We start from the raw sequence: 13,818 nt of genomic DNA, 5'->3' as shown, positions 1-13,818 counted from the left end.
GATAGTCTCATCGCCGCATCGCCTCTCGCTCTTGCCATGCCTGGACGCACGCGGATAATGTGCGGCGCGCCCACTCGTCCCAGTTCAGGTCGCTCGCCCAGCGGGCTCGTGCCGCTTCGCCCAGACGCGACCGAAAAGCGGGATCGCCGAACCGGGTGAGCGCATCGGCAGCCCCCTCGGCGAGATCGTCGACGGAGAGCGGCTGGTCGGCGGTGACCAGCACTCCCGTCTCGCCGTCGCGGACGATGCTCGCGACGCCGCCCACGTTCGCTGCGATGACCGGCAGTCCATGGGCGGCGGCATCGGTGAGCGTCACGCCCGCGGCATTCGCGCTCGCGAGCTCGAGCAGCACGTCGGCACGGGCGTACTCGGTGCTGAGCGCGGCCGCGTCGAGCCGTCCCCTCGACCGGGCCCATTCCGGCAGCCCGGACGGGGCATCTCCGACGACGGTCAGCACGACCTCCGTTCCGCGTGCGCGCGCCCGTCGCACGGCCTCGACCGCCACGTCGCCGCCCTTGCGGTGCCAGTCGCTCGAGACCAGCAGTGCGTGAAGCGTCTGCGACGAAGATTCTCGCCCCGTCGGGACGACGGTCGGTTCGATGCCCGGACCCGTCGGGGCGAGTATGCACTGGTGCGTTCCGACGGCGTAGTCGCGCACCAGCGAGTCGATCGCCCACTGCGACGAGACGACGAAGACATCTGTCGCCCGTGTCGAGCGCTCGGCGATGAGCTCGGCTTGCGCGGACGAAACGGGATGCAGATTGCTGAATATCGGGTAGAACTCCCGGATCGCCTCGAAAGTCGCATCCGACACCTGCACGAGCGGCGCCCCGACATCGCCGAGGAACGCGAGATCCGTCGACGCGACGACGCCGATGACCACATCGGGTGCGACGGCGCGGATGCGGCGACGGGCCGCGCGACCACGCGTGATCGCTGTCGCAACGCCGAAGTCCCACAGGTAGCCGCGCCTGCTCACCGCACCGAGCAGCCGCGCGGCGCCGCGGTCAGGCAGCGAGGTCCGCTGCTCGGCGGTCGAGATCGGAACGACCTCGGCGACGCGGCCGAGCGCAGAGACGATGCGAGGGATCATCCCCGACCACGCGTGGGGGTCATCGAGCCGCCACGGCGTCACCAGTGCGATGCGCAGGCGACTGCGTCCGAGCTCGGCGTGTCCAGCTTGCGGCATCTATGCGCCCCTCGCGCGATGCGCGCGGTCAGGCATCGCCCATCTCGCGGTGCGGGTTCTCGGAGCCACCATCACAGAGTAGTAGCCGCCGTGGAGGCCCGCCGACCGGGGAACGCGTCGAAACCGCGTCGTGCCGCTGGGGCGGGGCGAGTTGGCGTGTAGACATGACGTATGACACGGACCCCCCGACTCGCGGTTGTCATCCCCGGGAGACAGCCGAGAACGAGTGGCGGCCGCGTCAAGATCGCCCGCAAGACCTTGACCGGGATGGCCGCCTATCAGGAGCGCTGGCCGGGCGAGGTCGTCATGGTGGGCATCGATGGGGGCGAAGACGGCAACGTGGGTCTCGGCGCTGAGTGGCTGCCCTCGGACGATCTGCCCTTCCGGGTGCACGTCGCGACCGATCTTGCCGAGGCGCTGGCCGCGGCTCGCGCAGACATCATCCTGGCGCCGCATCATCCGAACTTCCGTGCGGTGCTCGACATGTCGATGCCCGCGGCTCTGACGAGTGAGATCCCGGCCCGGGACGCCGCGATCCCGCCGCTCGAAGAGGGGCCCGCGGCATCGGTGCGGGCGAGGATCGTGGCCGGAGCGGTTCGGTACGAGTGGCAGCTGCGCGGCATGGCGAAGCGCGCGGCCGGACTGCAGTGCAACGGCTGGAGCGCATGGGAGGCATACTCCCGGTTCTCGCCGGACCCCCTGCTCTTCTACGACACGCGGCTGACGCGTGAGCAGGTCGATGCGGCGAGCCGCGACGACAGAACGCTCCTCCCGGACGGGCAGATCCGCCTGGCATTCTCTGGTCGATACGTCACCGGCAAGGGGCCGATGTACGCTGTGCGGCTCCACGAAGCGCTGCGGGATCGCGGGATCGCGCACACCCTCACGCTGGTCGGCGACGGCGTGCTGGAACCGGCACTGCGTGCCAAGGCGGGCGACGACGTACAGTTCCTGGCGCCGATGGATTTCGATACCGAATGGGTTCGGTGGGTGCGCGAGAGTGTGGATGTGATGGTTCTTCCGCACATTCAGGGCGACCCCTCGGGAACGTACCTGGAGGCGAGCGGTCTGGGGGTGCCCGTACTCGGATTCGACAACACGGCGCTGCGCAATCTGGTGTCGAGATTCGACCTCGGATGGGTGGGGCCGTTGCGCGACGTGGATTCGTTGGCTGACATCGTGCAGAGCGTCGTGGCCGATCCCGGCGAGATCGCCCGTCGCGGCGAGCGAGGCGGACGATTCATGCAGGAGCACCACTTCGACGCTGAGTTCGATCGCCGAATCGAGCATCTTCTGGGGATACTGGCCTCGCGATAGACGATGACGGCGGGCTCAGGCCTCGGCGATCACCCAGCGAGGATCGTAGGGATCGCGATGCCGCTGCCCGCTCTCGTCTATGAAGTGGTACTCGGGCGCGACGGCCAGATGGTCGGTCTGAATCACGGAAGCCAGATAGCCGCCCCAGAACGAGAAGGTCGAGTTCGCCAGGATCATGGTGCGCGCCGACGCGAGGACGGCCAGGTCATCGAACATCGACGTGCGATCCTGCACGACCCGCATCCGCCCGGGCAGAAGCGGTGCGATGTGCTCGAGGCACCACGCGACGTCGTCCGACACGATCACGACATCGTCGACAGCACGCCCGTGGCGACGCAGGATGTCTATGGAACGGGTCACGTGCTGTTCGATGTCGAGTCCGTACATGGCCGTCAACTCGGGGTAGACGTAGTAATCGCCGCGTCGAACATTCAGCACGCAGGTGTCCGGCCCGATCCAGGCGCGGGCAGCGTCGAGCCGTGCGCGAAACGACGGCGATGACTCCACGAGAGCCGTGCAGAATCCCTCCAGCTCGGAGCGGCTGAACGACTGACCGAAGTAGTGCCGGTGTTCGCCGATCCACTCGCTGAAAAGGGTGGATGCTTCGCCGCGGCGGATGGAGAGATGGTTCACGAGAGGAAACTCGTCGAGCCAGTCGTCGATGACCTCGTGATGAAGAACGCGCACCGGTCGGCGTTCGGTGTCGCGGGTGTACGCCCACATCCAGTAATAGAGGTAGTTGCCGCCGCGCGTGATCGGAGAACTGATGTGGACGGTGGGCGCTCCGAGGACCTTGCCTATCGGTGTGAGGAGACTCCCGCGCAACGCAACCTTCGCGCGGTGCTGAAAGGTACCGCTACTGGTCATCGTCTTCCCGTCCATCTCCCGTGATCGCCGTCACGCTGCTTCCACGTCGATGGATCCGCGGCCGAACGCCATCCAGACTAGTAGGTGGTGTACGTGCCGCTCCGTGGCGCCCTTCGTGCCATCGCATCGAGCGCGAGCGCGATCTCATGCCACGTGCGCTGGAAAGAGAATCGCTCGACGGCCGCCGTTCGCGCGGCGGCGGCGATGCGTTCACGCCTGGGGTCGTCGGCCAGGATGGCGCCGATCACCTGGGCGGTACCGCGCGCATCGTGCAGCGGGATGGCGAGATTCGTCACCCCATCGTCGATGTAGTCCCGCATGGCCTCCGTCGCCGTCACCGCGACGCACCGGCCGCACGCCATCGCTTCGAGGAGCACGCTCTGCCCCGTCGGGTACGCGAGATCGTGGGTCGGCACGACCACCAGGTCGGCGGCGCGGAGGTTGTCCCGGTGCTCGGCCATCGACACCATCCCCGCGACGGTGACGTTCGCCGGGATGTCAGCGGGATCGATACGACCGCTGCTCGTGACGATGTGGAACAGCGCGTCGGGAAGGAGACGGGCCGCATCGAGGAGCGTGTCGAAGTCGCGTCCGCGATCGATGCCGACGCTCAGCACCTGGAATCGGCGCGACACTGCAGGATCGGGGCAGTACCAGTCAGGGTCGACGCCGAACAGCACCGGTACGATCTTGTCTCCCGCGCCGATGCTCGCGAATATCTCCACTTGGTTGCGGGAGAAGACGAAGACGCGGTCGATGCCGGCCAGCGCGTGAGCGATCCGAAGGCGATCCGCATCGGTGCCGCTGACGATCTCTTCGGCCCACCAGCACGAGACGGCCGCGAGCGGGCGATTCGCATAGGGCGGCAGGCCCCTCTGCTTCAGCATCGAGGGAAGCACTGCCATCCCCTCGAGCAGCGCGAGCACGACATCCGAGCGCGATGCGCTGGTGGCGCCTCGGACGGCGAGATCGACGCGTACGCCGGATCGGTGCTCGATGACGTCTCGCACCTTGCGGTGCACGCGCCCCTCCGCGGGACGCACGGGCATCAGATCGATGCCCTCGTCCATGAGCAGGTGCACGCAGTACGGACCAGAGACCTGCTGGTCTGCCGGAAGACGATGCTGATGGCGTCTGACGCCGTGGTGGTCGAAGAGACCGAGCACGCGCAATTCGGGCACCGCCCGAGCATAGCGGGCGTGCGGCTCGGGCGATGCGGGGATCGCGAGCGAGCCGGCCGATGCGATCCGCCGGGCGCGTCTGCCCGAGTGGGGCAGATCGCTAGAGTTGTCGCGTGACCCGAGCCAGCGTGATCGTGCCGAGCCGCGGCGGGGCCCAGCGGCTTCCTCGATTGCTGGCCGCCCTCGGCGCGCAGACGCATCCCGACGTGGAGATCATCGTCGTGGTCGACGGCGACATCGACGGGTCTGAGACCGTCCTCGAGCGATCGCCGATCACCGTTCGGCGGGTCGTCTTCACCGAGAACAAGGGGCGGTCGGCCGCTCTGAACGCGGGCTTCGCCGCAGCGACGGGCGATGTGCTGATTCGATGCGATGACGACCTGGAGCCCGCGCCGGAGTGGGTCGCTGCACATGTCGCTGCACATGCCGGCGAGTCGGTGGGTGTGATCGGGCTCTATCGCAATGTCTATCCGGACAGCCCATATGCGCGTGCCTACGGGCGCAAGGCCGACCTGCTGTTCGCCGAGGAGGCGTACGCGACGCCCGCGGAGCGCACGTGGCGGTATTGGGCGGGCAACGCGTCGGTGACGCGGGAGACGTTCGCTCTGATCGGTCCGTACAGCAGCGCCTACCGCTCGTACGGCTGGGAGGACGTCGATTGGGGATATCGGCTCCACGCGGCGTCGGTTCCCGTGCGCATGCTCCCCAGCGCCGAGTCCATCCATCACTCGCCGTCCGTGTCCGCCGCGATCCGGAGCAGGCGCGCCTACCTGTCGGGCTCGGCCCGCCGGACGTTCGAACGTCTTCACGGCGTCGATGCGGCAGGGCCGCTGAACCGACCGGGCGGGGTGTGGGGCGGTGCGGTGCGGGCGCTCGCGTGGCGGGCGGACGAAGCGAGAGTGCAGCGAGTCGCCTCGTTCGTCGACCGGCTCATCGCCGTCGTACCGCGCCCGGTGGGGGAGAAGCTCGTCGCGCTCACCGTCGAGTCCGCCGCGATCGCGGGCTATGACCGGAATGAGCCCAGTCGGTCTCTGGTATGAGCCGTGCGGAGCGGCATCCGTCATACCGCTACTCTGACCGAGTGACCATCGGGGACCGTCTGTCGTCGCGCGACAACGCGTTGAACTTCGTTCGCCTCGCGCTCGCGGCCACCGTCATCGTCAGTCACGCATGGCCCGTCGGCGGCTTCGGCGATTCTCCGGTCGTCGGGCTCGGAGGCTGGGCGGTCGACGGCTTCTTCGTCCTCTCGGGTTACCTCATCGCCGGGTCGAGGATGCGAAACGCGTTCCTGCCGTATCTCTGGCGTCGGGCGCTTCGCATCCTGCCCGCGTTCTGGGTGTGCCTCATCGTGACGGCGGCAGTGATCGCGCCCGTCACGGCGGCGGTGATCGGCGAGACGTATCGCCTCGAGAGCGGCGTCGGCTATGTCGTGCGCAATGCAGCCTTGAGCATCAATCAATGGGGCATCGATGACACTCTGCTCGATGTGCCGCTCGCGGGCGTGTGGAATTCGCCGCTGTGGACGCTCTTCTTCGAGTTCGGTGCGTATGTGTTCGCCGGCGTGATTCTGTCCGTTCCGCTCCTGCGCAGACACGGCGCGCTGAGCTCGGCGGTTCTCTTCGTGCTCATCGTGGTGTTTCAACCGCTCGCCTACGGCCCCCTGGAGGTGACGACGGGGATCTATCTGAGCGGGGCCCGTCTCGGCGCGTTCTTCGTGGCGGGCATGTTCCTCTATTTCGTACGCGATCGAATCGCGCTGCGCACGTGGCTGGTCCCGGCGGCGCTCGCCGTCTTCCTCGTGCTCGTCTTCATTGGTCAGGCGGAGTTGTTCGGTCAGCTCCCGTTCGCGTTCCTCATCATCTGGATCGGAGCGATCCTCCCCGTCCGCATCGGCGTCCGCAACGACATCTCCTATGGCGTCTACATCTGGGCGTTCCCCGTGCAGCAGCTGATCATCGTCGCAGGCCTTTCGTGGCTCGGCCCGTGGGGCACGGCCCTTCTCGCGTTCGTGTTGACCGTCCCGATCGCGTGGGCTTCGTGGCGACTCGTCGAAAAGCCCGCGATGAGACTCGGGCCGCTGGTCTCGTCGCGAGTGACGGTGTAGCAGTCCGCACTCCGGCGCAGGAGATCGGCTTCGTGTTCTCGGGGCAGAACCATCACCCGCTGACGATCAGCCCGCCGAGCGGGCATGGGCGGCGATGCGATCGAACACCGCGTCGCGGCCCTCGTCGATGCGCTGCTCGCCGGGATGCGCGTCGTAGTACGCGATGATCCTGCGAGCGCCCTCGTCGAACGTGATGGTCGTGCGGAAGTCCGGTACGAGCGCCGTCACCTTCGAGGTGTCGAACACCATGGAGTGCGCCTTGTCGCCGATGAGCGTCGGTCCGAGGTCGGGCGCGAACGCCGCGATCGTGTCGGATGCGACGTGCACGAGGTCGGGCTCGCCGACGCCGGCGGCCTGTGCCAGCCAGCCGTAGATCTGATTCCAGGTCGGCGCGTGCGATCCGGTGATCGTGAACGCCTCGCCGATCGCCGCGGGATTGGCGAGCAGTCCCGTGAACGCGACCGCGAAATCGTCGCTGTGCGTGATGGTCCACTGGCTCGTGCCGTCGCCGTGCACGATGACCGGCATGCCGGCGCGCATGCGCGCGATATCGGTCCAGCCGCCGAGAGTGGGCAGCAGACGCTCGTCGTACGTATGGGAGGGTCGCACGATCGTGGCGGGCAGCCCGCGCTCGCGGTGGGCGGCCACCAGGACGTCCTCGCACGCGATCTTGTCGCGCGAGTACTGCCAGAACGGATTGCGCAACGGCGTCGATTCGGTCACCGGAAGGCGGCGGGGCGGCTTCTCGTACGCCGATGCCGAGCTGATGAACACGTAGTGGCCGATGCGCCCCTCGAAGAGCTCGAGATCCGACTCGACATGATCCGGCGTGAAGGCGAGGAAGTCCGCGACGACGTCGAACTCCCGGCCGTTCACGGCGTCTCTCACCGCGCTGCTGTCACGGACATCGGCCTGCACCACGCGCACCTCTTCGGGCAGCGTTCGGCGGGCGGTGCCGCGATTGAGTACGGTCACGTAGTGCCCGAGAGCGACGGAGCGTCGCACGCACGCCGCGCTGATGGTGCCGGTGCCACCGATGTAGAGGATGCTCGCCACGGCTTCGAGCCTACGCGCGCTGTTGTGGTGTCGGTACGGAGGTCTATCGTGTCGCGCATGACTCTCGACGAGCTCAACGCCGGCATCGCCGGCACCGTCATCCGTCCGGGCGACCCGCAATGGGACGACGCCCGCCGCTTCCACTCGGGCATCGGCGAGCCCGCCGCCGTGATCCGTGCCTCCTCGGTCGACGACGTGCGCGGCGCACTGCGCTATGCGGTCGCCGAACGCCTCGATGTCATGGTCCGCGGCGGCGGGCACAGCGCGTGGGGGCAGGTGCCGGGGGGAATCACGATCGACATCTCCGCCCTCGACGACCTCTCGGTCGACGGGACGCTGGTGAGCATCGGGGGTGGTGCGCGCTGGGGCGACGTCGCCCGCGCACTCGCCGATCATCGTCTCGGCATCAGCTCCGGCGACACGGCGTCGGTCGGAGTCGGCGGGCTCACCCTCGGCGGCGGCATCGGCTGGATGGTGCGAGCGTGGGGCCTTGCCTCCGATCAGCTGGTCGGGGCGCAGCTCGTGACCGCGCGCGGCGACGTGGTCGAGGTGACCGCGGCGGCGCATCCCGAGCTGCTGTGGGCGCTGCGCGGAGGCGGCGGCAATTTCGGCGTCGTGACGCGGTTCGACTTCCGCGCACACCCGCTCGACGGCGTCGTGGCGGCGATCCTCGGAATCGAGGGCGACGCGCGGCCCGTGCTCACGGTGCTGCGAGACGTCCTGGTCGACGCACCGCGCGAGCTCACCGTCACGTATATGGACGTCCCCGCGATGGATCCGAGCGCACCGGCCGGTGCGTCGATCACCGCGGTGTGGCTGGGCACCGACGAGGCTGCCGCTCGTGCGGCCCTCGCTCCGCTGCTCGCGGCGCCCGGCGTGACCGAGCGCGAGTTCGGGGTGCGGGCATACCCCGACATCCTCCTGGAGACGCCCGAGTTCGATCCCGACAACCCGATGCCGGGGTTCGTGGGCGGCAACACGCTGCTGCGCGAGCTCGACGACGAGTCGATCGAACGCATCGTGACGTTCCGCGAACAGAACCCGGCGTCGGTCGCGTTCCTGCGGTCGCTCGGCGGCGCGTACGGCGACGTCGCGCAGGAGGCGACCGCGTTTCCGGCGCGCGATGCGACATGGTTCGCGATGGCCGGCGCATTCGACATCCCGGGCATGCTCGACGACGCCCGGCGTGCAGAGGTGGTTGCCGCGTGGGACGCCATCGAGTCGCGCGGTGGCGGCGTCTACGGGAACTTCACCATGTCGACCGACAGCGGCTGGGTGGCGCGCATGTACCCGCCGGCGACGCTGACCCGGCTGGCGGCCGTCAAGCGCGAGTGGGACCCGGGCAACGTCTTCTGCCGCAACCACAACGTGACTCCCGCGTGACGCGGATGGCCTGACGCGACAGAAGCGGGGACCCCGTGAGGAGTCCCCGCTTCTGTCAGAGCGGCGCCGAAGGCGTCAGTGGGTGTCTTCGGCCTCGATCTCGGTGCGGTCGCCCGACCACAGCGTGTGGAACGTGCCCGGCTTGTCGATGCGCTTGTACGTGTGCGCGCCGAAGAAGTCGCGCTGACCCTGGACGAGGGCCGCGGGCAGGCGCTCGGCGCGCAGTCCGTCGTAGTACGACAGTGACGACGAGAACGCCGGGGCCGGGATGCCGGCGGCCGAGGCCGTCGAGACGATGCGGCGCCACGAGCCCTGCGCGCGGCCGAGCGCCTCGACGAAGTACGGGGCGGCGAGCAGCACGGGAAGCTCGGGGGCCTCGGCGTACGCGTCGGCGATGCGGTTCAGGAACTGCGCGCGGATGATGCAGCCGGCACGCCAGATCTTCGACACGGCGCCGAGGTCGATGTTCCAGTCGTACTCGGCTGCACCCGCGCGGATCTCGTCGAAGCCCTGGCTGTAGGCGACGATCTTCGACGCGTACAGCGCGAGGCGGACGTCCTCGATGAAGGCATCGACGTCCTCGACCTCGAGGCCCTCCTCGGGACCGGGCAGGTCGCCCGACACGGCGCGCTGCTCGGGGTGGCTCGACAGCGAACGGGCGAACGTGGCCTCGGCGATGCCCGACACCGGCACGCCGAGCGAGAGCGCGGTCTGCACGGTCCAGGCGCCGGTGCCCTTGGCGCCGGCCTGGTCGAGGATCACGTCGACGAGGGGCTTGCCGGTGGAGGCGTCGACCTGGCGCAGCACCTCGGCGGTGATTTCGATCAGGTACGACTCGAGCTCGCCGGTGTTCCACTCGGCGAACACGTCGGCGATCTCGGCGGGGGTCTTGCCGGTGCCGCGGCGGATGAGGTCGTATGCCTCGGCGATGAGCTGCATGTCGGCGTACTCGATGCCGTTGTGCACCATCTTGACGAAGTGGCCGGCGCCGTCGTGGCCGACGTGCGTGACGCACGGCTCGCCCTCGGCGACTGCGGCGATGGACTTGAGGATCGGGCCGAGCGTGACCCACGACTCGTCGGATCCGCCGGGCATGATCGAGGGTCCGAGCAGTGCGCCCTCTTCGCCGCCGGAGATACCGGCGCCGACGAAGTTGATGCCGGTCTCGCGGACGGCCTTCTCGCGGCGGATGGTGTCGGTGAACAGGGCATTGCCGCCGTCGACGATGATGTCACCGGGCTCGAAGACCTCGACGAGCGCGTCGATGACGGCGTCCGTTCCCGCGCCGGCCTTGACCATGATGATCGCGGTGCGCGGCTTCGCCAGCGACGCCGCGAATTCTTCGTACGCGAACGCGGGCACGAATCCCGCCTCGGGGTGGTTCTCGACCAATTCGTCGGTCTTGGAGCGGCTGCGATTGTAGATCGCCACCGTGTTTCCTTCGCGGCTGGCCAGGTTGCGGGCGAGGTTGGACCCCATCACCGCAAGACCGACCACGCCGATGTTCGCTACTGCCTCGGTCACTCGAGCTCCTGTCGTCGTTCGTTCTTCAGCCTAGAGTCTGGCCTGCGCGTGTTACACAGCGTGGCCGTGTGCTCACGGTGCGCGGTGCGCCGGTGTGAGGAGACGTCCGCGCGGGGCGCGGTCAATGGGGAGAGGGCGCGTCGCGGCTCGAGGCTGACGCAACGAGCCTAGTCGGGCAACGGTCACGTCGCGGCCTGCGGGTCGGACGCGGCGCGCTCGGCGATGAACCGTCGGGTCACCGCGATGTCGCGGTCGCCGAGCCCGGCGTCGACGATCTCGTCGAAGGCCTCGCGCAGCGCGGGAAGCAGAGCCGGATGCGTGCCGGTCGCCGCCGCCACGTCGGCGGCGAAGCGCAGGTCCTTGAGCATGTAGCGGGCGATGCCGCTGGGGGCGTCGTCTCCGGTGACGAGCTTCTCCTTGCGGCTGGCCAGCAGGTTCGAGCCCGCGTAGCCACCGCCGAGCAGATCCCAGAGCGCGCGCGGGTCGATCCCGGATCGCTCGGCCAGCACGGTGGCTTCGCCGAGCGCCAGGATGGTCGCGGCGACGACGAGCTGGTTGCACGCCTTCGCGACCTCACCCGCGCCCAGCGGCCCCAGCTGCACCGGCGTGCCGCAGGGCTCGAGAATCGCTGCCGCCCGCGCGGTGTCGTCGGGGTCTCCGCCGAGCATGATCGACAGCGTGCCCGCCATCGCGCCGTCGACTCCGCCCGACACCGGGCAATCGACGACGCGTACCCGTCCCGCGGTCTCGGTGTGCAGGCGGTCGGCCAGCTCGCGCACCGCCGTGGCGGACGAGGTCGAGCCGATCATGACGAGCAGGTCGCCTCCTCCGGCCAGCAGCCCGTCCGGTCCATGCAGCAGCTCTTCGAGCTCGGGAAGGTCGGGAAGCATCACGAGCACCGCATCGGCGTGCGCGGCGAGCTCGCGCGGGTTCGCGACCCAGGTCGCGCCGGCGGCTTCGAGCGCGGGCCGGCGCCGGCGGCCGGTGATCACGAGGCTGCCGTGCGCGGCGAGGAGCCTCTTCGCCATGGGCTCGCCCATGGCGCCGAGTCCGATGCAGCCGAGCGAACGGGCGGGATCGATGGTCGTGTCGTCATCGTCGATGATGCTCATGCCAGGAGGTTACCGCAGATTCAACCAGTCGAACTATGTTCAACAGGTTGAACTCGCGCTAGACTCGGTGATGGCGCCGTCGCCGGTGCCGCCGACCCGAGGAAGGGACCCCGGATGACCGACCTACAGAGGACGACCGATTCGGATGCCGCGCTCCGCGTCGTCGTGGCCGTACCGCTCGCCGAAGAGCTGTGCCGACTGATCGAAGACCTGGAACCGCGTATCGATCTCGTACGCGACCATACCCTCGTGCACCCGATGCGCGGACCCGCCGACTGGTCGGGCGACCCGGAGCACGTGCGCACGCCCGCCGAGCAGGCGTCGTTCGACGCCCTCGTCGACTCGGCGGATGCGCTCTTCGGCATCCCCGACGTCGACGCGGGCGCCCTCGCGCGAACGGTGGCCGCCAACCCGGGGCTGCGCTGGGTGATGACGACCGCCGCCGGCGGCGGAAGCCAGGTCAAGGCCGCGGGTCTGGAGCGCCCGGATCTCGACCGCATCCTCTTCACGACGAGCGCGGGCGTACACGGCGGCACTCTCGCCGAGTTCGCGGTCTTCGGCGTCCTCGCGGGCGCCAAGGATCTGCCGCGCCTGCAGGCGGACCAGCGCGAAGGCGTCTGGCCGGAGCGCTGGGAGATGCGCCAGATCGACGAGATGACCGTATTGGTGGTGGGGCTCGGCGGCATCGGCTCGGCGTGCGCGCGCCGCTTCGCCGCCCTCGGCGCGCGGGTCTGGGGCACGTCGCGATCGGGTGAGCCGGTCGAGGGCGTGGAGCGGCTCGTCCCGCTCGACGAGCTCGAGAGAGTCGTCGCCGAGGTGGACGCGATCGTCGTCACGCTGCCGGGCACGGCGCAGACCCACCACCTGGTAGGCGAGAAGGTCTTCGCCGCGATCAGACCGGGCGCGATCATCGCGAGCGTCGGGCGCGGCACCGTGGTCGACGAGGCCGCGCTCCTCGGGGCCCTCGACGATGGCCGTGTGTCGTTCGCCGCCCTCGACGTGTTCGAGGTCGAGCCGTTGCCGGCGTCCTCGCCGCTGTGGGCGCATCCGCGTGTGCTGGTCAGTCCGCACACGGCTGCGCTCAGCGAGAAGGAGGAGGAGCGCATCGCCCGACGGTTCGCCGCCGACGCGACACGGTTCCTTGACGGTCGCGCGCTGCACTCCGTGGTCGATACGGTCGAGTTCTACTGACGGGGAGGCGCGCCTCCCGAGGAAGGGATGCCGATGACCGAGGACCAGGACGACCGCACCGGGCGAGATCCCGCGCCGGCCGTGACGCGGAGCATCCGTCTGCTCGATCTTCTGGCCCAGCGCGGGACGATGACGCTCACCGAGCTCGCCGGGGGGCTGAGTCTGGCGAAGTCCTCGACGGCGAACCTGTGCCTCGCGCTCGAGGCGGCCGACATGGTCGAGCGCGTCGCGCAGGGGTACCGGCTGGGACGCCGCACGGCCGAGCTGGGCGGCGCATACGCGGCGCAGTTCCAGCAGGTGCGTGAGTTCTACGCGGTCTGCGACGCATCTCCGGTGCTGCGTCACGAGCTCGTGCAGGTCGCGATGCTCGACGGCGCCGATGCGTTGTATCTCGCCCGCCACGAGGGCAACGCGCGCGTGCGCCTGGGCACGCCGCTCGGCTCCCGGCTGCCGGCGGCGCTGTCAGCCACGGGCCGTGCGCTCCTGATGGCCTACGACGACGCGCGAGTGGGCGAGCTGCTGGCCGATCGGGTGCCGTTCCCGAAGCTCACCGACAACTCGCCGACCGACCTGTCGTCGCTGCTGGAACGTCTCGCGGACGCGCGCGAGCGCGGATGGGCTCTGGACTCCGAGGAGTCCTATCCGGGCATCGTCGGCGTCGCGGTTCCGCTCGAGCCGTGGGCCCCTGGTGACCCGCAGCTCGCACTGGGGGTCGGCATGGCCGCGGCGGGCACCGAGACCGCGCGCATCGAGCGAGTGGCGACGGCCTTGAAGGAGGCCGCGGCGCAGCTCACGAATCCGTTCAGCGACGCCGCTAAGCGCGGTCCCCGAACCAGATGAGCCGGTGATCGCGCATCGCACGGGAACCTTGCGCGAAAGAAATGTGTTCAACAG

General features: G+C 69.2%; 12 protein-coding genes. 6 read left to right on the top strand and 6 right to left on the bottom strand.

Annotated elements, in window-relative coordinates; genetic code table 11:
• Positions 1 to 7 precede the first annotated feature (7 nt).
• The gene (locus tag KEC57_RS00850; RefSeq protein ID WP_229382628.1) at positions 8 to 1,189 is read right to left on the bottom strand and encodes a glycosyltransferase family 4 protein; all 1,182 of its coding nucleotides are present in this window, start codon (positions 1,187 to 1,189) and stop codon (positions 8 to 10) included.
• A gap of 267 nt (positions 1,190 to 1,456) precedes the next feature.
• On the opposite strand from KEC57_RS00850, the gene KEC57_RS00845 reads away from it, so the two are divergent.
• Positions 1,457 to 2,506 (top strand): glycosyltransferase, encoded by a 1,050-nt coding sequence (locus KEC57_RS00845; protein WP_229382627.1) that lies wholly within the window; start codon positions 1,457 to 1,459, stop codon positions 2,504 to 2,506.
• A gap of 15 nt (positions 2,507 to 2,521) precedes the next feature.
• Here the strand turns inward: KEC57_RS00845 and KEC57_RS00840 are convergent, their stop codons facing one another.
• On the bottom strand, positions 2,522 to 3,373 hold the full coding sequence (locus KEC57_RS00840; protein WP_229382626.1) for an alpha-1,2-fucosyltransferase: 852 nt from the start codon (positions 3,371 to 3,373) through the stop codon (positions 2,522 to 2,524).
• Between the two features lie 77 nt (positions 3,374 to 3,450).
• A complete protein-coding gene (locus tag KEC57_RS00835) occupies positions 3,451 to 4,554 on the bottom strand; it encodes a glycosyltransferase family 4 protein (RefSeq protein ID WP_229382625.1) in 1,104 nt (367 codons plus the stop codon).
• A 113-nt stretch (positions 4,555 to 4,667) separates the two neighbouring features.
• Between KEC57_RS00835 and KEC57_RS00830 the strand changes: the two genes are divergently transcribed.
• Both KEC57_RS00830 and KEC57_RS00825 read left to right on the top strand, forming a co-directional pair.
• The gene (locus KEC57_RS00830; protein WP_229382624.1) at positions 4,668 to 5,594 is read left to right on the top strand and encodes a glycosyltransferase family 2 protein; all 927 of its coding nucleotides are present in this window, start codon (positions 4,668 to 4,670) and stop codon (positions 5,592 to 5,594) included.
• Between the two features lie 41 nt (positions 5,595 to 5,635).
• The gene (locus tag KEC57_RS00825) at positions 5,636 to 6,658 is read left to right on the top strand and encodes an acyltransferase family protein (protein ID WP_229382623.1); all 1,023 of its coding nucleotides are present in this window, start codon (positions 5,636 to 5,638) and stop codon (positions 6,656 to 6,658) included.
• A 66-nt stretch (positions 6,659 to 6,724) separates the two neighbouring features.
• Here the strand turns inward: KEC57_RS00825 and KEC57_RS00820 are convergent, their stop codons facing one another.
• Entirely contained in the window at positions 6,725 to 7,714 is a 990-nt protein-coding gene (locus KEC57_RS00820; RefSeq protein WP_229382622.1) for an SDR family oxidoreductase, read from the bottom strand.
• 57 nt (positions 7,715 to 7,771) lie between these two features.
• Here KEC57_RS00820 and KEC57_RS00815 point away from each other — a divergent pair, with 57 nt between their 5' ends.
• Positions 7,772 to 9,097 carry an FAD-binding oxidoreductase gene (locus tag KEC57_RS00815; RefSeq protein ID WP_229382621.1) on the top strand — a complete coding sequence of 442 codons (1,326 nt, stop codon included), beginning with the start codon at positions 7,772 to 7,774 and terminating at the stop codon, positions 9,095 to 9,097.
• A 75-nt stretch (positions 9,098 to 9,172) separates the two neighbouring features.
• On the opposite strand, the gene gnd is transcribed toward KEC57_RS00815, so the two are convergent.
• Both gnd and KEC57_RS00805 read right to left on the bottom strand, forming a co-directional pair.
• Positions 9,173 to 10,621, bottom strand: a complete 1,449-nt coding sequence (gene gnd, locus KEC57_RS00810; RefSeq protein ID WP_308187545.1) for an NADP-dependent phosphogluconate dehydrogenase — start codon at positions 10,619 to 10,621, stop codon at positions 9,173 to 9,175.
• 182 nt (positions 10,622 to 10,803) lie between these two features.
• Positions 10,804 to 11,733, bottom strand: a complete 930-nt coding sequence (locus KEC57_RS00805; protein ID WP_229382620.1) for an NAD(P)-dependent oxidoreductase — start codon at positions 11,731 to 11,733, stop codon at positions 10,804 to 10,806.
• 114 nt (positions 11,734 to 11,847) lie between these two features.
• On the opposite strand from KEC57_RS00805, the gene KEC57_RS00800 reads away from it, so the two are divergent.
• Both KEC57_RS00800 and KEC57_RS00795 read left to right on the top strand, forming a co-directional pair.
• Positions 11,848 to 12,924: a D-2-hydroxyacid dehydrogenase gene (locus tag KEC57_RS00800; protein ID WP_229382619.1), complete on the top strand. Its 1,077-nt coding sequence runs from the start codon at positions 11,848 to 11,850 to the stop codon at positions 12,922 to 12,924.
• Positions 12,925 to 12,957: 33 nt separating this feature from the next.
• Positions 12,958 to 13,764, top strand: coding sequence for an IclR family transcriptional regulator (locus KEC57_RS00795; RefSeq protein WP_229382618.1), 807 nt, complete (start codon positions 12,958 to 12,960; stop codon positions 13,762 to 13,764).
• Positions 13,765 to 13,818 lie beyond the last annotated feature (54 nt).

Source organism: Microbacterium allomyrinae, from assembly GCF_020682705.1.
Taxonomy (GTDB): domain Bacteria; phylum Actinomycetota; class Actinomycetes; order Actinomycetales; family Microbacteriaceae; genus Microbacterium; species Microbacterium allomyrinae.
Note: the sequence above shows the minus strand (reverse complement) of the source record. Positions and strands in the feature narration are given on the sequence as shown.